The 21,361-nt window shown below is 50.4% G+C and carries 20 protein-coding genes; 3 read left to right on the top strand and 17 right to left on the bottom strand.

Annotated elements, in window-relative coordinates; genetic code table 11:
• Positions 1-3 precede the first annotated feature (3 nt).
• From KFF44_RS04690 to KFF44_RS04645, 10 genes are all read right to left on the bottom strand, one after another.
• Complete coding sequence (locus KFF44_RS04690) at positions 4-4,365, bottom strand: phage tail protein (protein ID WP_255937737.1); 4,362 nt, start codon at positions 4,363-4,365, stop codon at positions 4-6.
• Between the two features lie 147 nt (positions 4,366-4,512).
• Entirely contained in the window at positions 4,513-4,992 is a 480-nt protein-coding gene (locus KFF44_RS04685) for a hypothetical protein (protein ID WP_255937736.1), read from the bottom strand.
• 200 nt (positions 4,993-5,192) lie between these two features.
• The gene (locus KFF44_RS04680) at positions 5,193-5,633 is read right to left on the bottom strand and encodes a hypothetical protein (protein ID WP_255937735.1); all 441 of its coding nucleotides are present in this window, start codon (positions 5,631-5,633) and stop codon (positions 5,193-5,195) included.
• Positions 5,634-5,637: 4 nt separating this feature from the next.
• Positions 5,638-6,324, bottom strand: a complete 687-nt coding sequence (locus KFF44_RS04675) for a hypothetical protein (RefSeq protein WP_255937734.1) — start codon at positions 6,322-6,324, stop codon at positions 5,638-5,640.
• Positions 6,321-6,926 (bottom strand): hypothetical protein, encoded by a 606-nt coding sequence (locus tag KFF44_RS04670; RefSeq protein WP_255937732.1) that lies wholly within the window; start codon positions 6,924-6,926, stop codon positions 6,321-6,323. Before KFF44_RS04670 ends, KFF44_RS04675 begins: the two co-directional genes overlap by 4 nt.
• Before the next feature lie 90 nt (positions 6,927-7,016).
• On the bottom strand, positions 7,017-7,859 hold the full coding sequence (locus tag KFF44_RS04665) for a hypothetical protein (RefSeq protein WP_255937730.1): 843 nt from the start codon (positions 7,857-7,859) through the stop codon (positions 7,017-7,019).
• Between the two features lie 2 nt (positions 7,860-7,861).
• A complete protein-coding gene (locus tag KFF44_RS04660; protein ID WP_255937728.1) occupies positions 7,862-8,020 on the bottom strand; it encodes a hypothetical protein in 159 nt (52 codons plus the stop codon).
• A 77-nt stretch (positions 8,021-8,097) separates the two neighbouring features.
• Positions 8,098-8,502, bottom strand: a complete 405-nt coding sequence (locus KFF44_RS04655; protein WP_255937726.1) for a hypothetical protein — start codon at positions 8,500-8,502, stop codon at positions 8,098-8,100.
• A gap of 16 nt (positions 8,503-8,518) precedes the next feature.
• Positions 8,519-8,923 (bottom strand): phage major tail protein, TP901-1 family, encoded by a 405-nt coding sequence (locus KFF44_RS04650; protein ID WP_255937724.1) that lies wholly within the window; start codon positions 8,921-8,923, stop codon positions 8,519-8,521.
• A gap of 87 nt (positions 8,924-9,010) precedes the next feature.
• On the bottom strand, positions 9,011-9,439 hold the full coding sequence (locus tag KFF44_RS04645; protein ID WP_255937723.1) for a DUF3168 domain-containing protein: 429 nt from the start codon (positions 9,437-9,439) through the stop codon (positions 9,011-9,013).
• A gap of 153 nt (positions 9,440-9,592) precedes the next feature.
• Here KFF44_RS04645 and KFF44_RS04640 point away from each other — a divergent pair, with 153 nt between their 5' ends.
• Entirely contained in the window at positions 9,593-10,174 is a 582-nt protein-coding gene (locus KFF44_RS04640) for a PEPxxWA-CTERM sorting domain-containing protein (protein ID WP_255937721.1), read from the top strand.
• Between the two features lie 23 nt (positions 10,175-10,197).
• A complete protein-coding gene (locus KFF44_RS04635) occupies positions 10,198-10,911 on the top strand; it encodes a PEPxxWA-CTERM sorting domain-containing protein (RefSeq protein ID WP_255937720.1) in 714 nt (237 codons plus the stop codon).
• Positions 10,912-11,047: 136 nt separating this feature from the next.
• On the opposite strand, the gene KFF44_RS04630 is transcribed toward KFF44_RS04635, so the two are convergent.
• The 6 genes from KFF44_RS04630 to KFF44_RS04605 all read right to left on the bottom strand — a co-directional run bounded on the left by KFF44_RS04630 (position 11,048) and on the right by KFF44_RS04605 (position 14,973).
• Positions 11,048-11,377: a head-tail adaptor protein gene (locus tag KFF44_RS04630; RefSeq protein ID WP_255937718.1), complete on the bottom strand. Its 330-nt coding sequence runs from the start codon at positions 11,375-11,377 to the stop codon at positions 11,048-11,050.
• 9 nt (positions 11,378-11,386) lie between these two features.
• Positions 11,387-12,091, bottom strand: coding sequence for a head-tail connector protein (locus tag KFF44_RS04625; RefSeq protein ID WP_255937716.1), 705 nt, complete (start codon positions 12,089-12,091; stop codon positions 11,387-11,389).
• 1 nt (position 12,092) lies between these two features.
• Positions 12,093-12,374 (bottom strand): hypothetical protein, encoded by a 282-nt coding sequence (locus KFF44_RS04620; RefSeq protein ID WP_255937715.1) that lies wholly within the window; start codon positions 12,372-12,374, stop codon positions 12,093-12,095.
• Positions 12,375-12,417: 43 nt separating this feature from the next.
• Entirely contained in the window at positions 12,418-12,870 is a 453-nt protein-coding gene (locus tag KFF44_RS04615) for a hypothetical protein (RefSeq protein ID WP_255937714.1), read from the bottom strand.
• 55 nt (positions 12,871-12,925) lie between these two features.
• Positions 12,926-13,714, bottom strand: a complete 789-nt coding sequence (locus tag KFF44_RS04610) for a hypothetical protein (RefSeq protein WP_255937713.1) — start codon at positions 13,712-13,714, stop codon at positions 12,926-12,928.
• Between the two features lie 125 nt (positions 13,715-13,839).
• On the bottom strand, positions 13,840-14,973 hold the full coding sequence (locus tag KFF44_RS04605; RefSeq protein ID WP_255937712.1) for a phage major capsid protein: 1,134 nt from the start codon (positions 14,971-14,973) through the stop codon (positions 13,840-13,842).
• A gap of 285 nt (positions 14,974-15,258) precedes the next feature.
• Between KFF44_RS04605 and KFF44_RS04600 the strand changes: the two genes are divergently transcribed.
• Positions 15,259-16,326 (top strand): acyltransferase, encoded by a 1,068-nt coding sequence (locus KFF44_RS04600; RefSeq protein WP_255937710.1) that lies wholly within the window; start codon positions 15,259-15,261, stop codon positions 16,324-16,326.
• A 23-nt stretch (positions 16,327-16,349) separates the two neighbouring features.
• On the opposite strand, the gene KFF44_RS04595 is transcribed toward KFF44_RS04600, so the two are convergent.
• Positions 16,350-21,353, bottom strand: coding sequence for a PKD domain-containing protein (locus KFF44_RS04595; RefSeq protein WP_255937708.1), 5,004 nt, complete (start codon positions 21,351-21,353; stop codon positions 16,350-16,352).
• Between the last annotated feature and the right edge of the window lie 8 nt (positions 21,354-21,361).

The raw sequence follows: 21,361 nt of genomic DNA, 5'->3' as shown, positions 1-21,361 counted from the left end.
AAATTACGGATAGATGAAGGTGGGGTCATAGGCACCGCCGCCACCACCAAAGCCACCCGGGGTTCCCCCTGTGGTCGAACCGCCATTTGCGGGCGTGCGCACAAGGCCAAAATAGATATGCCCTTCCGGCAACATCGTGCGATCGGTTATTGCAAGATACTGGACGTTACGGCCGTTCAGATGCGGATCGATTGCATAAACATGATAATAAGTGCTGAAGGCTAACCCCGGAATATTTCCACTCAAATAAGCAATCTCTCGCCCACCTAGATAAAGCGTTGACGGATCGACATGAATTGTTGCTGAGCTGCCTGCGTCAACACCGCGGGCCGGTGCAATCGGCTCAAGCGTATAGGTGCCGCCCAGTGATGTCGCCGGTATGTGTTCTGTATTCGGAGCCCCAATTGATGGTGCGGCCGCAAGCGAGCTGTAGAATGGTATGAATTCCAGAAACCCTTCACCACCTTCGGAATCCCGAAAACGATCAACCTGACCGATAATAACCATTGAGGGTGTTACCGTGATCGGGGTATCTGCATCTGCAAATTTATCATACACCCATTCACCATTCACTCGTTTCGCTATAGCCGCATGGGTTCTTGCAAAATTGGTGGTTACCCGATTAACAAAGGGACGAGTTCCATTGGTTTCAACAACAACATACCAAGTTCCATTACTACCCGTAGTGTTGGCCAACAATGACGATTCACTTAGTGCTGCACTTGTTTGCCCGCGTACGCCCCCAAATTCGAAAAATTGCCCCTGAGCGTCAGGGCGCGCAATCCGTGCCGGTTTATCAATATCAATAGCGCCGTCCGTGTAACCACAGAAATATATGGTATTACGATCAATACCCGTCCCGCCCCTATTGTTTATCAATCCTGCATAGGTTGGGCCATTTGTGCCATCAGCACCGTCTTCACCCGTCAGGCGGACAGGTGTTGACCATGTTGCCCCGTCCGCGAAACTACCATCGGGCCTTTTCCGCGCCTGGATCATCCATAGGGGGAAAACACCGCTTGGCGGCTGGTCAAACCATCCGCTTGGTATAGCATCACTTGGCCGGGATGGTGTATTCAAGTCACGGCGGAAACGATAGTCGGTCGCGCCCCCCTCTTCGCCGACAATGCGGATAGCCGCGCTAAAGGCACCGTCCCCGATGCGTTGGCGCATAAACAGGTCTTCAGCACCAAATGTGCTATCCCACGGCCCGTTTGGAAACGGCGCATACTCAACCGTGATCGATTGCCCGCGTTCCGAAAGCGTTTGCCAGTTGGCGTTTGGTGGCGTGCTGCCGGTGGCTGCCGTATCGCCGATAAACAGATAACTGCTCCCCTCATAGGTAACAACGTCACCCTTCTTGTATTCAATACCCGCCTGATATTCACCGCGGCCAAGCGTGCGTGTTGCCCCTTCCTCGATATCAGGGCGAACAGGTGTTGGCGCAAAGGCCCGTGACCCGATATTAAGGGCTGGTCGCCTGCCGACAACCACACCAGATACACCATCGCTTCGCTGCATCAAAAGCCGCACCCGCTCTGCGCCCGCCGGAATTTCGATACCGTTGATCCGAACGGTTTCAAACACAGCCTGATTAGAAACCGGAATGCTTGTGAAATCCTCGCCAACCTTGGTATCACCCGACCCGAAAAAGCGCATTACAAGCGTGCCAGCGCGCGCATCCGGCGCGCGGATTTGCATCGACGCAGAGATAATGTCTCCCGCTTCCAAGCCAAGGTTTGCAATCGGCTCTACGACCAACTGGCTTTCATCATCAGTATCGCTTGCATCTGTGATGGTTGGATAGGCATTTGGAATAAGGTTCACCCCGTTCCCATCCACCACATCCCCAACACCAATGCGCGCAATCCCGATATAATCAATATCAAAGGCATCATTATCAGTTTCCGAAAGATCAATCCTGATCCGGTCAATGATGCTGTCCTGCCAGTCGCTGCCCCCTTGCGTCAGGTTTTCCATATCGAAAACAAAGGTGGTGAACACTCCTTGTTCGAACCTGCGCGGTGCACGGCGGAAAAAGCCTGCGTCAAAATCATGGCCGTTTGGCCCCGCTGTTTGATAGAAGGCCCGTGTTTCCTCAAAATCCACCGACCCACCAACTTTGCGGGCAACCCTTAGGACGATTGCACCAAATTCGCTGCCTCGAATACCAAGGCCTGATGGGCTAATAAGTTGATGGTCTGCGCTTGTCGCGGTGATGGTCATCAACCCGAAAGAGTTATCAAGCGTTCCACCGATCGCGGTCCAGCCAAGGGCGTTATTATTGAAATCCCACAGCCTGCCAAACACAACCTGATTATCAGCCGTTACATCGGCAAAGTCGCTTGGTTTTCCCTCGCCGCCGAGCGTCGCCCATGTGATACCACCGCCGTCACCGCCAACATCATCCGTGGTGGCAGTGACGATCACGGGCGTGCTGATCATCCCGTTCAAAAGCTTGTGGCGAACCCGCACCTCAACCACTGTATTTTCCGGCAAAGTAATGATGATATCGCTCTCGAAACGATTGACCGTGCTGATCGGGATCCAGGCCGCATCAACCGCACTATCTGCTGGCCTCACATCCACATAGGTTTCACTGACGAGCGACAAAGGCGTTTCCCAACTAACGCTAAGGGCTGCGACCTCGCTATTATCCTGACGGCGAATAGTGGTCGGACTTGCGGTAACCCCTTGTGGTTCAACCATTTCAAGCCCCGTTGGTTGCCTGAGGGTCACCGGGATATTGCGGTCCTTTTCGTCAACCGCAGCGTCCCACGCATAAATGCTTGCGTCCTCGCGCGTCAGGCCCAATTGCACGCGCATGGGCTGCCCGCCCTGCCCGCCAGAGATTGACTGTTCGGTAATCCTGAAATCTTCGGGGGTTGGGACCTCGCTAGAAGGTCCACCGGAAAAACCGACGCCCAGATTTCTCCAGGATACGGCGACAACATCCATCGGCGCAAACGCGGCCCCAATGGGCTGCGCCTCCAGCCGAAGCATGGGCTGACGCGCCTGCCTGAGAGCAATTTGCGCTAGCCGCTGCGCCTCCCTGTGGTCATGGGTAAAAGGTAGATTAAGGTTGAAAACAACCGCCCCTTCCTCTGCTTGCGCGGCCGCATCAACAACAGGGGGAAAATCCTGCGGTTCAAAGCCGTCTTCGGGGCTTAGGAATGTACCGCGTACCTCGTTATAACGCCGTTCAATCGGCGGCAACGGCAGAAGCTGTGCCGCAAACACATTATCTTCATCAAACTGAAAACGCTCGGTTTCCATATCGGGATAGGCCGCGAAAATATGCACCTTACCGCCAAGCCACATAATGCGCCCGCTCATCGCGGATAGCATGGAAGAAATATTTGCATATTTATCCCGGTTACCGTCGATCACACCGTTAAAGGTATAGCGGGGGATCGTACCGCCCGATTTCACCGGCACCCGTTCGTCAGCGATGTTGGCGGCGTCCACAATCGAGCTAATATCAATTTCATCATCGGGAACCGCGTTCCCAAGCGTATCATCCCGCAGAAAATCATAAATAACGAGCGCGGGGTTTTGGGAATATGCCCATGTCGCCGTGTCACCAAGGCGCTGCGGCCCGTCGCCGCCAATTTCAATCCGTGTGCTATCAAGGCGGGGGTCATAAATCCGCTTCCCGCGCACCTGTACGCGCAGGTTCCGAATTTCGCTCGGGCCATAAGGGTATTTATCCTGATCAAACTGGGCACGCACGGTAAAATAGGCGATACCGCGCCCAACGTGCCCCGCACCCCAGCCAAGGGTGGGAACACTGGTTAATTTTCGGTCAGCAAGGGTTTGTGTTCCATCATGCTCGCTCAAATATAGGCAATCCCGCAGATCCCCAATCGCGTTACCACCGTTCTCGAGATTCTGGGATTTGCTGGTATCAAACCGGATTTCACGGTCGCCCATATGGTAGCTAACGAACCCATCAATCGGGTGATCAGCGACCGCACGCACGTAAATCAGGGCATCATTGGGGATATCATCGTCGCGGCCACGGTCGCTTTCAAACGTGTTATATTCTTCAATAAACACTTCGGAGCCACCAACCCGCATTTCGCCGTAAATGATCTGCCGGCTTGCGACCGCGTTTGTGATAGGCAGCTTCAGGCCAGCCTGCTCCCCCACTTCGCGCGCACTTGGCGCCGCGATCGAGGAGAGGATACCAAGCCCCGCACCAACAAGCCCGCCAAAGATTGCGGCCCCCGTCGTCAAGCCAACACCGAGCGTACCCGCAGTTGTCAAAGACGCACCTAAAAGCCCGGCGCCAGCACCGCCTGTTGCCACAACAATCGCGGCCGCCGCTGCAAAAAACAGCGTGGTTTTAACAATTTTACCCATGAATTTTCCTGAGAAATTTAGAAAAGAAGAAAAAGAATGGCTTGATTAGCGACTGGTAAGAAACCAACGGCAAAGTGCGCTAAATTCAAGCACAAAAAAAGCCGCCTCTAAGGGCGACTTAAGCATTGTATTAGGTGGAATTTGAAATCAGTCAAACACCTGTTCAACCTTTTCCATATCAGGATATTTCTTTAACTTCCACCAACCAATCATCGCGTTAACCCCGTATAATAAAAACAATAATTTTACAAAAAGACCCGCGGAAAGTGCCCCTTGAAAAATAAAGTATAATTCAACACAATATAAGAAAAAAACGATCGGAACAGCGAAGAACTTGCCCCACCGTATTGCCAAACCAAGGCCCAGAAACATCACCATGAAAACGATATTGCCAATCAGCCCGTATAATTTTTCAGTCTCGTTAACGTAACCAACCTGGGCAATATCTGCATCTGCAAAAAATAAGAATGCAGTCGTCACGATATAGCTGACGACAACATAAAAAGCGACCCACGATCCCCTGCGCGCGGCAGCCCGAGCCGTGAAATGATCCTCAACACCGACCCAATACCAGCCTAATTCGCGTTCCCGTTCACGCTTTTCAGCTTCGGTTAATTCGTACGTCATTTCCCCCTCCACAATATTCATAAAATCATAACGCGTATTTTGCATTATACTAAACGATATATCTATTCAACAGGCAAGGCACTATCAGCGGCCTTCAAGAAGCCGCACCAATTGGATACTCGGTGATTATGAAAAAATTCTGAGACGTCTGTTCATATTGATGTATCAAAATGCGCTACGGCAACCAATGGCGACTTTGACTAAGATAACCGAAACGCGGTTATAAGATCCCCGCGTCCTAAAGTTATCCATCCAACCTCGCCAGGAAACAGAAATTTTCGGCCAGCGCATACCCCGACGGCTTCACCCCGCGTTTGGTCATGAAGTGCCGTATCGGTCATCACGAGGTTGCCCATCGTCGCAAACGCGGGCGCGATAGGTTTACCGCCGTGCGCCTGAACCCTTGCGGTAACTAGGCCTCGCAGGTCATCAAAACCCTCATTTCTGATCACGCGCATGGCCCCTGCTGCGCTGCGGTATCGCCCGCGAAGTCCGATCATCAGGTCAATATCAAAAGCGGCCTTGATCACATCCGCAGCCGCCGTGCAGCAATCATGGCTGCCATACTCAAACACTGTGTGCTTTTTGTCGCGCACAGCCGCCAATAAATTGGCCTGCCAATCGGCTTTCCTTAGCGTCATAATCTTATCTTTCTGCGCTTAGGGATGGCCCCGCGAGGCCGCCAAAGCCGCCTGAAAAACCACCAGCGAAACCGCCGCTAGAGCCACCAACGCGGCCACGCCCCGGGCTTGGTTCCCGAAGGCCCCAATAGATCGTTTTATTAAGAAGCGACGGCACAAATTCAAAGAAGCGGTCGTTCACTGTAATTCCCGCTTTATCAAGCTGCCGCAGGTGGTCTTCCTGCGTTCGGTAGGTTGGGCGCACGCGTTTCAAAAGCGAAAGGCGGCTATCGATAACCACATTGATCGAGGGATCAGTGCCGTCACTGATCGTAAGGTTTGAAATCTCGCCAGCATAAAAAAGGGCGGGATCGCTGATAAGCGTTTGATCATCATTAAAAACACCAATCCAAACACGGCCCCTGCGCCCCATAAAACTTTGCCCCCGCGCAGATGCCAATATTTCACGGTCAATATGATTGAGGGATAATTCAAGCGAGGGGATACTGCCCTTAATGTCCGATTGGATCGTGCCGATTTCCCCCAAATTACCAACACCTAGCCAGGTTTCACCGTTCCAGCTCAAGTCACCAACACCGCCCCACGCATAAACAGGGTCGCCAGCAAAATCCAGATGCACAATCGGCAATGCCGTCAGTTCAGCACCCTTCAGCGCGGTTTGCATATCATTGCTTACATCAGGACGGGTCATAGTAAAAGCTCCTCAACAGCGAAGCTGATCGTGTGGCGGCGCATCTCATCCGCGCTTGGAGCCACAAACCCCTCAGCCAGCCGGAAGATACCGCGCGGGTTGCTGGTGGCAATCGCTGTATTGTCTGGAATGGGTGTATAGATTTTGGGTGCGATTTTAAGGGATATCCGGCCAACACTGTCGGTGTCCGCGTCCTCAACAACACGCTTTAGCTTATCCCCTACCTGAATGATATCACCGCGCCTGAACGCGCCCGACAGGTTGGGTGCCCAGCCATCGGTTGAAAGGATGCTGCCGCGCTGCATATCGCCGAACACGCGGCCTGACGTGCTGCCGCGCGCGCTACCACGAAGCTCGGTGTAATCAGGATGCGATAACCAAAAGGACCCGATGAAACCATCAAGCGCATCAAAAAAACCAAGCCAGTCCGCGGCCTGATCCGCGCTTAAAACGGGCAAGGTGATTTTCCCGATCCAGCGGTCCCCCGGATTGCTTTGGATTTGCGACAGTTTGGAAAAACTTTCGGTCTTGATCTGGTTGCGTTCAATATAAAACTCGCTGGCGACCGGGGCCGGACCAGCAGGTGGTTCGATAGGTATCATTTATGATCTCTCTAAAGGCATGCTTTTGCTGAATTATTTGATGACTGGAATATGTAGTGACTGGCTTTTGGGCGCGTTAAATTCCATACCCTAAATTCCACCGCGCTGGATCGCCTGCAAGGCACCCATGGTGGCCGCATGAACAATTTCGGGCTTTTTCGCGTCAATCATCGCGCTGATTGTGGGCGCAGGCTGAAGGTCAAAATTCACGGTTTGATTAAGGGTTACAGGCTGTCCGGCCATCGCTTTCCGGCTGGAGGCTGCATTCATCACGGTGCCTGTGCGCTGCGGTACAATCAGTTCTGGCCCGCGTTCGCCGACAAGCGCCGGAACACCCGCCTGCACGCGCCCGCCGCCCGCAAAACCCGGAATAGGAATGCCAAGGAAGCCAAGCCCTGCCCCGACAAGGTTTTTCAAAATACCGCCAGCGGCCTGTTTGAACACACCGCCAATGCCGCCCAGAATACGATTCCCAAAGCCCTTGAAAAACCCTTTGAAATCCTTGAACAGGTTTTTAAAACTACCATCAAAATTGGAAAACAGGCTGCCAAAATCGCTGGCCGCTTTGGTGAACACGCCTTCTATCCCCGCCTTCAGATCAAATTCTGGCGGCAACAGAAACCCTTTGGATTTCGGGGGCGTATTACCGCCCGCACCCGCATTTCCGGCATTTGCAGCCGCGGGATTACCCCCCTTGGTGCCAGAAAGGTTCTGGGCCACCTGCCCCGCCGTTTTCACGGCAAGCGTGGTCGCGGCTCCGCCCATTTGGGCGCCCACATCCATGATCGCCTGCGCGATATTCTGGACCTGAATGCCTAGACTGCTGAATGAAACACCAGAGACACCAAACCCGTTTGAAAATACGGGTGGTACAAGCGACGATGTGCCTGCAAATGGATTTCCAAACGCAGGGATGGATGAAAATGGGGTCATAGCTATGTGTATCTTTCCAAAATTTCATTGAGGCGCTCGCGGGTCATAACAGTGGGTGCATTATCAACGGCATACCCATTCGCCCGCTTCCAGCCTTGAAGGGCAAGCATAAGTTCGGGAACCGTGGCCCCGTAAAGCGTATCAGGTGGCCAGCCGAGCATTGCCCCCGCTTCCAAAAGCCAAGCCCAGTTGATCGCATTACCATCAGGGTCAATACCGCGGGCGTGGGCGCCCCCGCTTACTTTCCCTCAGATGTCGGTCCCGATATCGTTCCTGATGTGCCCTCTGATACGCTTTCTGATGTTTTTTGTTTCGCGCCCTCTTGAGGCATCAGGGTGTTTGTAAGGCAGGCTGCGATCGCGGTCGCGGCCTCGTTCAATCCGGCCTTGATCACATCTGCTGCGGCTGCGCGGCGCAATTCCGCACTCCCAAAATCAGGGGTTTCATCCCCTTTGGACGTCATCGCCATATAAAGAACCGCCACATCACCGAGGCGAAATTCGGGGAGGCGCTCATTCAAAAACGGCACTAAACCCATTTCAAAATGATCCTCAAGGTCCATCATGGTGCCGATATCAAGGCGCAGGCGCATAGACCGCGCCCCAACCTTCAGCCGGCCCTCGCCAGCAATTTTCTTTGCCATTATACCGTGCCCCAACTTATTCAGCAGTGAAGGTGATCGGACCAGCGCTATCAAGCGAGATATCATAGCTAACCTCGCCGTTATATTCGCCGCTCATATCCAGGCTGGTGACCGCAAAACGACCTTCATAGATGCCGAAATCAGGCACAATGATCTGCCAGGTACCATGGGTGCTACTCAGGACCATCTGGTTCACCTCGGCAAACATTGCGTCATCGACAAAAACGCCGCTTCCGCTCGCGGAAACAGTGCGGATACCCGCGCCCGCCAGAATTTCACGAAACCCGCCAGAGGCCTTGTTCGTAATTTCGATGGTTTGGTCATTGATGGAAAAACTATTGCTTTTAAACCCGCCAACGGCAACAAAACTGCCGCTGTTTTCAAGTTTCAATAAAAGCTCTCTGCCAGCTTGTGCTGTCATTGTAAATCTCCGGAAATGTTAGAGGGATTGGGAAGAATTGGGAAGGTTTAAGAAATACAGAAAATACCGAACGGTTGTTCAGAACGGTTACCCGGCCACGGTATCCGTTTTGTTGAATAATCGGGCACGGTAGGAAAGCCGCCCGCGATAGAGACTGCCTGTAGCCCGGAACTGGCGCACCACCCCCGCGTTTTGAAGGCGCAGGTACACAAGGTCCTGGCCCTGAATATGGAGGTCAGCGGTATGAAGGATACTATCGACAAGCGCCATGATTTCCTTCGCCTCCATCTGGCCCATATCCCCTGACCAGACACTCACATCAAAATCAACAGTGCTGCCCTCCAGTGTTTTAGTGTCAGCGACCGTGATCGACGTGTCGCCAAAGGCGATATAGGGCATGCGCGCGCCCGCAGGCGGCTCATCATAAATGCCGGTAATACGCGCCGAAAGATCGCTATCGGCCATAAGCGCATCATAAACGGCCACCTGAAGCGGAACCACAGATAAAGCTGTCATAAGGGTATCCTGTGTTTGGAATTAAAGGGTTTTATGGGTTTTCGGGCAGATCAGAATTTATAGTTGACGTGTAATATACACTTCACAGGTCCGTGAAACTGTGTTAACGATTTGTTAATAAATTAACCGAATGGCTTATCAGGGGGCACAATAATGAGAATATTGACTACAACAATTATACTTCTGTTGACACTATCTATTCATTCGAAAGCAGAAGTTATAACCTTTGATGGACTTACCGGAAGCAATGGCACACCTTTCAGTGGACCTTATAACGAAGACGGTTTTTCAATAACTGCGACTGGTGCATTTTTAGAGGCTCAAGCATTTGGAAACCCAGTGCCGAGCCTATTTATACGTAATGGTAACACTGGCACGGTAACCGTAACTGGTAATACGTTTACTTTCAATTCATTCGACCTGGCCGCAAATAATGGTTCTGCGTTTTTTTCAATAATGGGCCTTTTAGACGGTGTTAATATCTTTAATATCGCAGGTTTTGTACCCCAACCAGCGTCGGGGTTTTCTTTCTCTACTATCACTACTGGAACATCTGATCTTATTGATACCTTGGTGTTTGAACTGACGCCCGATGGTACAAGCCTGAACATTGACAATATTTCTCTCACCAGTGCCGTTCCAGAACCAGCCACATGGCTGATGATGATTGTTGGTTTCGCGCTAACGGGCTTCGCGCTTCGTCGCCACGAACGTAGTCAAACATTACAACTTTAAACGCATAAGATTGGGGGTAATTCATGAAGAAACTAATTTTTGCAGCGCTTTTAAGCGTTTTTTCACTGGGCTCAGTTCACGGACAGACAACGACCTTTACCTTCACTGGTGACGCGTTCTTTGACACCAATGAAGAAATGGCATTGTTTGGGGCATCCAGTACCTTCGAGGCATTTACGGCGGAATTAATTTTCGATAACAATCAATCGCTGGCTGACGCATTTGATGTATCATCAGATCCAGCGAGAGATATTTCCAATTACAACTTCATCAGTTTGGCAATCTCTGTTGGTTCAGTAAACTATACCGTGAATAGTGGTCGGGTTACCATTATTGATGGGACTGTATCTGCTCCTCCCCTAGCTGGTGACCAGTTAGCTTTTGGTGGGTCAACGAACATAGCTCTATCAGAATTCAGTACAATTCGAGCAAGCAATTTTAGTTTCTCTGGTTCTGCAATTGATGTATTTTCCGGCATTGGTGCCAATGTCTTTAATGCCGGAAATATAAACTCTTTGGACGGTTCACCATTTGGTTCAGGAGGTATTATATATCTTACTCGCGACAGCAGCGGGTCTATTATTGGCGGCGATATCTTAGAATTTGGAAATATTCAACTCAGTTCTGTGGTCACAGCAGTACCAGAACCAGCCACATGGCTGATGATGATTGTTGGTTTCGCACTAACGGGCTTCGCGCTTCGTCGCCGCGAACGCGGTCAGAAGGCTGCAGCCTAGACTTTCTTTGAATACTGCCATACCGGGGCTTGACCCCGGTATCCAGCAGCATCAATAAATTCCATCAAGTTTGTTCTGATTGAAACATGGATCCCCGATCAAGCCGGGAATGGTCCCTAAGCGCTAGTCAACACCATCACCTGAATATTTCTTCTGCTGAAAATTCCAGATCACGGCGCATCAGATCGGGTTCGGTGATGGCTGTGATACGGAACGTGCGCCCGCGCCACATAAGCCGCCTTGCCTTAAAATAACGCTCTGCATAATGGCCGGTGAAGGTGATCACCGCCGCCATTTCGGCCTTATCCGCGAAATCATTGATCGCGCGTTCCACGCTTTCTGCCGATGCCCAGATCGTTGCGATTTCACCGTATTCTATTTCCGCCCTGCCGCCGTCACCGACCGTGCGTGTGGCCGACAGCAGGGTTATGCGCTCCCGCCTTTTGCCGAATGCTCGCTCTCTCACACCCGCCCCCTACAACCGGTAATCGCGGTACGGCGCCATCAGGGCCATCGCACCCGATTTTGCCATCGCATCTGCCAAAGGGTTATCACTATCGTCACCGCGGTAATTATAAAAATAGGCCGTCAGTATCAAAAGCGCATGGCGAATATCCGCAGGCACCAGATTATGACTAAGGCCAAAACCCGCGCGAGCACGAATACGAAGCGATTGCTGGCGCGGTACCGGAATAAAACCATGTCCAACACCGTAGGTAAGGTTGGAGTTTTTGAAAATTAACCGTGCGCCCAACCCCGGCTGGAGCGAATAAGCGCTTGCTGGAATTATCGTTTCACCCAAAGTTTCACCGGGCACTTCTGCACCATCACCGTCAATGCTGGTTACCGAAATCACCTCGCTTACGGGCCGCACGGGTAATCTGAAAATATGATCCCGCAATGTGCCATTAATCGTAATGTCCACATGCCGCTCCATGAGCGCGAGGCCAAAATGCTGCTCTATTTTCTGCACCGCGACCGCGATCAAACTACCGATGTAAGCATCCTCGTCCTCGTGGCTTAGGCGCAGGTGATCCTTCACCTCCGCGAGCAAAATCGGATCGCCCTTGGGGCCATTCACGCCGTCAGGTGCGTTTTGCCAATTGAGCGTCGCAGCACCCGAGTAACGATAGCCCCGACCATCATAGCCGCCATCAGTATAGTATTTTGAATATGCCATCCTATAGCTCCATCACACGTATGCTGAGGCTGCGCTCGGCCGTGCGGTTATCGCTGGTGCCAATGAGGCAGGAAAGGCGGTAGCGATGGCCCCGAACGCCGCCCGATGTGTAAACCCCGCGCGCATTGCCGTTATCCACATTCACGCCGAGGATAAGGCCGTTTTCCTCCACTGGTGCAACCGCCCATGCGGTGCTGGTGATTGCCTCACCGTCCACAAGCCAATCGGACCAATCAACGCTGAAATCAACCTCTGACGATGGGTCTTTTGCAAAAACCGTCATGATTTTTTCTCCCTTCAAAATTAGGGATTAAAGGGAATAGGGTTTAGCTGCGTGTTACCTCGAACCAGCCACCTGCGGGTGCCTGTACGGTAAATTCGCCGTTGGTTGCAGATACGCTGCCGCCCTCAGTGATTAAATCCTGAAAGCCAATCACCAGGTTACTGGGCGCGAGGGATGTGCTATCGCCGACCACAATCGCAAGATATCGGCAATCCGGGATGGTGGCATTCAGCCCCCAACTGATATCAGCCGTATCGAAATTAAATCCGCCCGTGATATCATTATAGACGGCACCAGTAATATTAAGCGGCGCGTAGGTACCACCCGTAATTTGATTGCCGCTGATGTCCGCGAAGGCCGCGTGATTTGAAAGATCAGCACTATAGGACGCATCCAAAAGAACCGCTGTAAGCGATGTTGCCGTTAGGTCGCCGAGGGTGCCTTTGCCCATGGCTTCAATCGTTTCGTCAAAAACCTGAAAGGGTCCAACAGACATGAAGTGTCTCCTGAGAAAAGTGAAAAAGATAAGAAAGGGAATATATTTTGTGCGCTTATGCACGAAGACTGCGACGGCGGCGATCTGGCTTAATCGCGCGCATAACCTCTGGCTTAACCATGCGAGTATGCCTGAAGGGGATCACCTGCCGATCAAGCGACAAGCTACCGAACCCTGATAGTCTGAGTATCGCACGGCGCCCTGTAACCCTGAGCCCTGCTGATAAACCCTGATCCATAAAATTGGATGAATACTGCAAGGCAGCATTGGCACCAACAAGCGAAAGCGTTGTGCGTAATCCCGTCAGCTGCACCCCCGCGCCGATCGTTACAGACGCGATACGACCAACAAGCCTGATCTGCGCCCGAATACCCACAATTCGGGTACTAGAGGCGATGATAAAGTTGGAGGCCCTACCCAGCAAAGTCAGGCTGGCACGCACCCCCATAAGACGCTGGGTAGTTGCCGTTTGCAGCGACGCAACCCCGCCTGAAACCTTAGCCGCAGTCAGTGTACCAACCGCGGCAAAACCGAACCCGACTTCAAGCCGCGCTGATCGCCCTATCAGATGATAAAGGCCGCGCGTACCCGCAAAAACCTGACGGCTGGCCATTCTGATGGACGCCGCAAAGCCAATAGTGCGTGCGAGGGCACCAACACCCTGACCAGAAAAACTGGTATCCACGGCTGGCTTCGACACCAGTATCCCACGCCTTAACAGATGCAATCTTGCATATTCGGATTGCGGCAAAAACGTGGGGGAAAAAGTTTGATACGCGTTCAGTTTTGCTTTTTCACCCACAAGGGTAATGATCGCACGCGGTCCCTGTGCTGATAAGGCCATATCGCCCTCGTCTTTCGCTGGATGGTCTGGAATTTAAATGGAATTGGGGTTTAAATGGAGAAAGGAATAAAAAACGCCGCCCCCGATAGAACGGGCGCGACGCTCATAATTTTAAGGCCTATCGATTACGCTTCGATTTTCAGAAGTTTGACCGCCGCATCGTTCACGAGCGCACCGCCAACCCGCTTGGTCGCATAGAACTGTACGTTTGGTTTCTGCGAATACGGATCACGCAGCACCTTTGTGCCCATGCGCTCAACGATTGTGTAAGCGCGTTCAAAATTACCGAAGGCGATCGGCGCATTACCGGCCGCGATATCATCCATATCTTCAGCTTCAATTACAGGATAACCGAGAAGCATGCCCTTTTCCCCCGGTGTCATACCCGCACGGAAAAGGAAATTACCATCAGCATCCTGAAGCTTACGAACAACCGATAGGGTTTTTGAATTCATCAGGAACACAGCCCCCATCCGGTAACGGGAGTTTAAAAGATGCACAAGATCAACCAGCAATTCCGCGGCGTCTGGATCACCCGCTGGTAGACCGCCCGCTGCACCCGATGCCAGGTGCTGGATCGTACCAAACGCTCGCGCGCTGTCCTCGTCTGTATTTGTTGGATAGGTCAAAATGCCTTTTGGTTTGTTGGTGCCATCGCCTGAAATAATCGCCTGACCTTCCATGCGGGCAAACTCGTCCGCTACATCTTCCGTGAGCCATGCCTCCACATCAAATTGCATGTCGTCTAAGGCACGCTGTGTGACCGCAGCATTTGCATAAATCTCACCCGGGATGATTTTAATTTCCTGAAGATTAGGGCCAGAGGTCGCAGTGCGCGCATCCTCCTCGCCGACCCAATTGGTCTGCGTATCGGCGGTGTTCACAAGGCGGGTATATTCGCTGGTTTCAACCATTTTGACCTTACAGATCGAGCGCATGGGCGAATGGCGGCGAACCTGCTTCTCGATCTCGTTATCGATCATTTCAGGGACTGCAAAACCGGCTGTACCGTCACGTGTGGTCGATAGCGCCTTAGCCTCCAGCGCCTTGAGGTTCTCATCGTCGCCGCGTACCATAAAGTCGCGGATGAACGCTTCCTTATGCTCCAGTTCAAGGCCAGATGCCTTTACAGCGCCACCCATTTCAGGGCGCAAAAGCTGGGTTTCTACATCGTCAATACGACTCTCAAGCGCTGAGAGGCCAGTTTCAGCAGCATCGCTATAGGCGTCGATTGCATGCTTTAAATCTTTGATTTCCATGAAAATTTCCTTGTCTTTCATAATATGAGAAAAGCGGCACTTGGGTGCATGACCATTGCACTGCCGCATGAAAAGAAGCCCAAAAGTGCGTACAGAAACACACATACAAAAACACCCAGCATCACACTGGACGTTTCAAATACTGGACGTAAGAAAACCGGCCTCTCACCGGTTGAGAAGGAGGTTGATACGATTATCAACTTATTAATAAATTTAACTCTATGATCTGTAATATTTTTTATGTATTAAATTTCTTTGTTGTACACGCGGTTGGGAAAGCGACTTATGGACCATATAAAAGCTCTTGATGGTTGGCGTGGTATATGTGCCATTCTTGTCGTTCTTTTTCATTTCTCCGCAAACAGTCACTTTTATGATCTTAGCATCATCAGGCATGCATCATTGTTTGTAGACTTCTTTTTTGTGCTTAGTGGTTTTGTGATGGCCGGCAACTATCAACAAAAGTTACTGGACGGCATGTCCACTCCAAAGTTTATGTGGCTACGTTTTGTGCGCCTCTATCCTCTGCATATTTTCATTTTATTGGTCTTCTTTTTCACTGAGCTAGCGTTTATGAATTTTGTGAATGAGTTCAGCGGCATAGGACGCCAGGCTTTCGAAGGGCGCTATTCTCTCGATGCGTTCTTAGCAAACATTTTCTTGCTCCAGGGAATGGGAGTATATGACCATTTAACATGGAATGGTCCGTCTTGGTCCATTAGTACAGAATTTTATACATATCTGTTACTGGCTATTTTCGCTCGACACAGAGCTGTTTTCATAGTTTTTCTTATCCTAACCCCTTGTCTACTATATGATACTGTGGAGGCTGGTAGCCGTTTCTGGTATATATTACGTTGTATCGCAGGCTTCTCCGGCGGAGTAATCGTCTATCAAATCTTTCAAAAATATAAACTCGAAGCCAACAGTCTGATGGAAATAGCAATTGTTGTTTTAATTGTTGCAATGACGGAATTTATTCCGAGCCCGTACAGTTATATGTTAGCTCCATTTTTGTTCGCCATTGCTGTGTACGTTTTTGCACACGAAAAAGGAATTATAAGTCAATATCTCTCTACTAAACCATTACAATTTTTAGGAAAAATATCATTCTCTGTTTATATGGTACATACGTTTTTGCAATTACGTATTTTCAACTTAGCAATGCTAGCAGAAAATTATGGCTTCGAAATTATTACTTATAAAGATGGGAAAAGATACCTTGGCACCAATGAATGGCTTGGGGATTTATCTTATTTGTTAATGCTAGCCGTAGTAATATTCATAAGCTGGGTAACATACACTCATATTGAGGTTAAAGGCGGCAAACTATTAAAAAAATTAAGCGTATAATGTCTACTAAAATTAGATTGTAATTATACATCAGTCACTGAGCCATTCATGACAAAATGATTCTCATTCCCGCTTTGGTCCAAGCCTTGATTAATTACAGATGCCGGACCGTAAAAATCAAAAATTGGTATGCCATAATTCGCGATGCTAATTATAGGGTCAACTAGCTTACCTGTTTCAATATTGAAAAAATCTTCACGTATATTTTGCAGCGGCAAACTGGAAGGATTAGTATCGGGTTTCCACAAAGCACAACGGGCAAAATTCATATTTACAGGGCGACTGTTGGAAGATATTCCTCCTATGTCCCAATTTCTATAATCAAGCTTAACAGGGTTGCCTAAGCCATTTGATGACAACTGAAATATGCTCGTTGAACCATGCTGAACAAGAATATTGCCAGGACCATTCGCATTAAGCGCCATCAACATATTCATTCGTCCAAGCTCTATCGAGAAACCAGTCTCAGCTGTCGTCGGCGTTTCATTGAAAATACGATTACCATTAACATCTTCAACTACGGCATGAAAATATCCATTCCCTAAGAAATCAAAATAAAAGTCAAACGCTGAACCAAAGAATCTCCCTCTATCCGTAAACGCAAGTGGTAACGCAAGAATATCCGCAGAAAAAAAAGCCAGTACATACTCACCATTAGTAACATCAACATTGTTTCTTCGCAGGACTGGTGCCCTTGACAAATTCTGCCCAATACCATCACCGCCATCATCAACGACAGACCAGTTTGTCAACTGTTCCTGGAAGCCTGTATCACTACCCGTCTTAGGCATTATTTCACCTGCAGCATATCCTAATGGCCTCAAGGGGGCGGAATACATTTCAATCGACCTGATATCGCCTTTATAGGCGCGGTCGCTCGCATCGCTCTCTGGTCGGCCAATATAAACGTTATCAGCACCGCCGTAGCCAGGCATACGGCCAATATCCGTTACCAGTGTGCGCGTGTGTATATCGTCTACTGTGAGTGTAATTTCGCCAATATCACCGTCCCATTTCGCTTCCACAGTATGGTAAGCACCATCAAAAAGATTGACCCCATCAGCCGCAAGCTCGTTCCTCACGAGACTTAGTGTTTTAAAACTTGTTCCATCATGAACACCAAAGGCAAACCTGTCTGCAGAGACACTCAATTGATAGCGGTTTGCAGCCCAAAGAATATAAGCTGTTCCGGTTTCAATATCGCCGCTTGCGGTAAGTGCGCCCCGCTCTGGTCTCAAATCAACCCGGATAAAGAGGCCATTTAACGCATAACGCTCTGGGGCATTACCAAGGTCAATGCCCTGCCCTGGTGTTCCATCAAAGGAAATGGCCGTGATATCAGAGCCACTGAGACTATGCCGGCTGCTATCGCTTACATAAAGGTCCGTATTGTTGATTAATTGTGGTGACACCACCGTCAGTATATGCGTGTGCGTGTCAATAACACCGCCCTTATCAACAGTAAGCGTAACCGTGAATTCACCGCTATCCGCATAGGTATGCGATCCTTGGAAAAGATTTTCCGGTGTGCTTCCGTCCCCCCAATCGACGGTGAATGTGGCATCGCCTTCGCCGACAAAACCATCCACGTCCGCGGTATATTGACAATCAATATCTACCCTAAGGGCATCAGCGCCCGCATTCTGGTTAACGGCCATGAGGGCACGCAGGCCCGTCACAAGCTCCGAATGCCCCCAACCGATTTTTGTACTACTATTCGGGATTAGGATACTATCGGGCCTCGGGAGAAAATCCTTCGCGGTTGCAAGGTCGCCGTTGTTTGGTGCAAATAATAACCTGCCTTCAAAATCATCCTGATCCCGCAATTCCTGGTCAGCGATAATGTTATTTTGCAGGGTAATATTCTGTGCGCCAGTCTGCACAGTTATGGCATGGGCCAAACACTCCCTAATCGTCACACCGTCACAGCTATCATCGATCAAAATACCCGTATTCGTTGGTGCATCATCAGCGGTTGACGCGATCACCGTACAGTTTCTGATTACGCAGTCTCGCCCTTCATGAAGCGTAATACTGTCCGCGTCCCGGGTGTGAATGAGAACATTCTCAATCAGGAAATCTGTATTTGGACTGCCCGTGCCCGCATTGATGAAAATGCCCCCGACCGGGAAGTTTTCCTCCAAATCCTGAAGGCTTTTAATATTGCGAATGATAACGTTCGAGTTTGGCAGGTCAGAGCCTGCATCATTAAACTGCAAGACGCCAGCATGGATACCTAAATTGGTTGGGTCCGTTATCATCTGACCAAAATTGATCGCTTCAACAACAACATTACTAACACCGCCGATTAAAATGCAGTCATGACGCACATTATCAAACCGCAAATGGGTCAGGTTTATGTTGCTGCCGCGTGAATATCCGATTGCACCATTGCAGTGGTGATAATAACAGCCGTCGATTGTAATGTCGTTACAGTCGATAATGGCCATCGCATCATAGCGCATATCATAGGCGGCTGCGATTTCGCCGTAAAATTCACAGTCATGAAAATACAGATTCTGGCAATTTTGAAAGGTTGCCATTTCTTCGGTGATCGGATCGCCGTCCCTGAGCGCGTCTGTAACTGCAATCCCGTCAAACACAACGCCGTTGATCGTATTGAAATTCATCCGGGCAAAAATTGGGGTCTCACCGTCTCGCGCTCGCACCAAAACGGGGGACGTAAATGTTTGCGCGCCTTCGGACCAATCGCCGTAATCACCGCCCGCAAGCTCGATAATGTCACCCCCTGTTGCGGCATCAAAGGCCGATCGTAGTTCCACAAGGTTTGTTACCACGGTGGGTATTTGCTCAAGTGGTACATAGGCACTATCAAGCGACCAACCTGTCCCTGAATTCCTTAGCACGCCAAAGGCTGCAAAGCCTGTACCCAGTGCACCAGCGTCCCCAACAGATGCATCGCCGCTACCGTCAAAGTCCGCAGGGCCATTCGGTTTCATCGCATACTGGGAAATCACAGAAGGGAAATCTGCGACAGCATCAAAGCCACCAACGCCGTTCCCGTCGAATACTGCATTATAATCATGCACGGCACCGCCGAGACCAATTTCAAGGTTGTTGGATGTATGAAAATATCCATGACCGAGTGTAATCACTTCCGCGATATTGTTTGCAACGATGGCCGAAGTACCGGATATGCTTTCGCCGCCCAGATGAAGACCGATTGTTGTTGACGGGTTATCCTTATCATAGCGAACACAGGTATTACCGACAAAACTACCGCCCCTGAGGTTGGTAATTGTGATGCCGTGCGCGCTATCCACCAGCATAATATTGCCGTGGCAGACCATATCCTCCATCTGCGCGCTTGCGGACCCGCTAAAATTTGCGATCCCCTGCAGGGCATTTCCGCGCGCGTTCGCTGTCTGGAAAAAGATATTCTGGTTAACAGTTACATTCTGCCAGTGGCCAATGTCATTGAAATTCAAAAATTGGACACAATCAACATGAGGGTTATCCTCATCCGAGGGTCTGCCGACGCAGTCGTAAACCACATTGCGGGAAACGTTTGTCGTCCCTTGCAACAATCCAGTGGTAAGGGGTTGAACCTGAACATTGATGGGGTCAGTATAGGTTCTGTAAATTTCATTATCGGTGATTTCCACACTATGATTAGCGGTCGCGCTGATACCCGAGCGAACATCATAAACTTCACAATCACGGATAAAAACGCTGTGTGGATAGCCCCCTGAGTTCACCGTCCGTATAGCAGAGTTATTCTCATAACTGTCTTCCAAGGAATAATCCGCAAGGGGATCGCGGGCAACACCATGGATTTTCAGACCATCACAACCGGAATTAATCGTTCGTGGTCCTTGTATACTAACCATAACGGATTTTGGTGTTCCATCGCCGACAACTTCAAAGCCTTTTAGGGTGATGTAGGCACTATTGAATATATTTAAGGTCCCTGATTGCCCAGATAGGCTGACTTTAAACCCTTGTTCACCTGTCACAACCACTTCGGACGTAAAGGCATAATTGCGCAGCATATTTGCTGTGGGGTTCAAAAGGGTGCCCGCACGTGCCCGAACAGTTTTGCCGCCGTTTACGTTTGCCGCGATATGATCAAGCGCCGCCTCTATTTCAAGCTGATCCGCTTTCACAGAATAGGTATCGGCCTCAACCATGATATTCAAAACATCACCACTGTTGAGCGTTAACGTATAATTGCTGGCGTTTAGCCCATCCCCCGCAGGGACAAGGTAACCGTCTGTAATCGTAAATTCGTTGCTGGCGTCACCCGCAGTAATTGTGTTGCCGTTCACGGCAACCCCGCCGTGGCCCGCGCGTGTATCCGCGCCAAAGATAATATCATTGACCGTACGGGTCGTGATCGTCCAGACACCGCTTTCAGTTCCGACGGCCCAGCTTACGCTTGTTGTAAAATCGTTATCCGGGCTGGATGTAGCCCGAAGTGCCAAAGTTTGGCCGTTATTGATCGTGCCACTATCACCCGCATCCACCCCGTCAATCACGGCAATACCGCCAGCAATCAGGAAGCTTGCCCCGTCATCAATCCCTGTAACCGTAATCGTGTTTGACGTCACTTCGGCGTTCTTTAGCGCATCGACCGCACCCACAAACACAATCGCATCCGGTGTATGATCGGGCGTGACAGTAAACTCGTCCGTTACCTGAACGCTTTCATAAGACGCGCACCAATCAACCGTCTTATCATCACCCAGCACATCAAGGCTGACGTTGGGCAGCCCCGCTGTAACACCGAAAGAAAACTGCCAGTTATCTGCGTCTGTTCCCGCATTATGCAGGGGGGCAATACTCATGCCGCGAATTTCTGCACCATCCCCCAGGTTCACAAGAAGCGCTGCGAAGGACGCAACAAAAATATCACCTGTCGTGTGCGCGGCCCCTATGACCGTTCCTGTGATAGAAATGCCTGTACCAGCTGGTACCACCAGCGCCGCAAGCGAGGCCATGGGCGAGCCCGCATTTGTTTCTATTGTTGCAGTTGTCACATCACTTGAGACGGCGTGAAGCGGCATCGCTTCCT

It is taken from the genome of Kordiimonas sp. SCSIO 12610 (assembly GCF_024398015.1).
Taxonomy (GTDB): domain Bacteria; phylum Pseudomonadota; class Alphaproteobacteria; order Sphingomonadales; family Kordiimonadaceae; genus CANLMI01.
The sequence above is the reverse complement of the archived record's forward strand: the minus strand, read 5'-3'. Positions and strand labels throughout refer to the sequence as shown.

What these genes read in the sequence shown, in the direction of transcription:
- KFF44_RS04690 (WP_255937737.1), bottom strand. Translation starts at nt 4,365, where the DNA reads ATGGGTAAAATTGTTAAAACCACGCTGTTTTTTGCAGCGGCGGCCGCG.
- KFF44_RS04685 (WP_255937736.1), bottom strand. Translation starts at nt 4,992, where the DNA reads ATGACGTACGAATTAACCGAAGCTGAAAAGCGTGAACGGGAACGCGAA.
- KFF44_RS04680 (WP_255937735.1), bottom strand. Translation starts at nt 5,633, where the DNA reads ATGACGCTAAGGAAAGCCGATTGGCAGGCCAATTTATTGGCGGCTGTG.
- KFF44_RS04675 (WP_255937734.1), bottom strand. Translation starts at nt 6,324, where the DNA reads ATGACCCGTCCTGATGTAAGCAATGATATGCAAACCGCGCTGAAGGGT.
- KFF44_RS04670 (WP_255937732.1), bottom strand. Translation starts at nt 6,926, where the DNA reads ATGATACCTATCGAACCACCTGCTGGTCCGGCCCCGGTCGCCAGCGAG.
- KFF44_RS04665 (WP_255937730.1), bottom strand. Translation starts at nt 7,859, where the DNA reads ATGACCCCATTTTCATCCATCCCTGCGTTTGGAAATCCATTTGCAGGC.
- KFF44_RS04660 (WP_255937728.1), bottom strand. Translation starts at nt 8,020, where the DNA reads ATGCTCGGCTGGCCACCTGATACGCTTTACGGGGCCACGGTTCCCGAA.
- KFF44_RS04655 (WP_255937726.1), bottom strand. Translation starts at nt 8,502, where the DNA reads ATGGCAAAGAAAATTGCTGGCGAGGGCCGGCTGAAGGTTGGGGCGCGG.
- KFF44_RS04650 (WP_255937724.1), bottom strand. Translation starts at nt 8,923, where the DNA reads ATGACAGCACAAGCTGGCAGAGAGCTTTTATTGAAACTTGAAAACAGC.
- KFF44_RS04645 (WP_255937723.1), bottom strand. Translation starts at nt 9,439, where the DNA reads ATGACAGCTTTATCTGTGGTTCCGCTTCAGGTGGCCGTTTATGATGCG.
- KFF44_RS04640 (WP_255937721.1), top strand. Translation starts at nt 9,593, where the DNA reads ATGAGAATATTGACTACAACAATTATACTTCTGTTGACACTATCTATT.
- KFF44_RS04635 (WP_255937720.1), top strand. Translation starts at nt 10,198, where the DNA reads ATGAAGAAACTAATTTTTGCAGCGCTTTTAAGCGTTTTTTCACTGGGC.
- KFF44_RS04625 (WP_255937716.1), bottom strand. Translation starts at nt 12,091, where the DNA reads ATGGCATATTCAAAATACTATACTGATGGCGGCTATGATGGTCGGGGC.
- KFF44_RS04620 (WP_255937715.1), bottom strand. Translation starts at nt 12,374, where the DNA reads ATGACGGTTTTTGCAAAAGACCCATCGTCAGAGGTTGATTTCAGCGTT.
- KFF44_RS04615 (WP_255937714.1), bottom strand. Translation starts at nt 12,870, where the DNA reads ATGTCTGTTGGACCCTTTCAGGTTTTTGACGAAACGATTGAAGCCATG.
- KFF44_RS04610 (WP_255937713.1), bottom strand. Translation starts at nt 13,714, where the DNA reads ATGGCCTTATCAGCACAGGGACCGCGTGCGATCATTACCCTTGTGGGT.
- KFF44_RS04605 (WP_255937712.1), bottom strand. Translation starts at nt 14,973, where the DNA reads ATGGAAATCAAAGATTTAAAGCATGCAATCGACGCCTATAGCGATGCT.
- KFF44_RS04600 (WP_255937710.1), top strand. Translation starts at nt 15,259, where the DNA reads ATGGACCATATAAAAGCTCTTGATGGTTGGCGTGGTATATGTGCCATT.
- KFF44_RS04595 (WP_255937708.1), bottom strand. Translation starts at nt 21,353, where the DNA reads ATGCCGCTTCACGCCGTCTCAAGTGATGTGACAACTGCAACAATAGAA.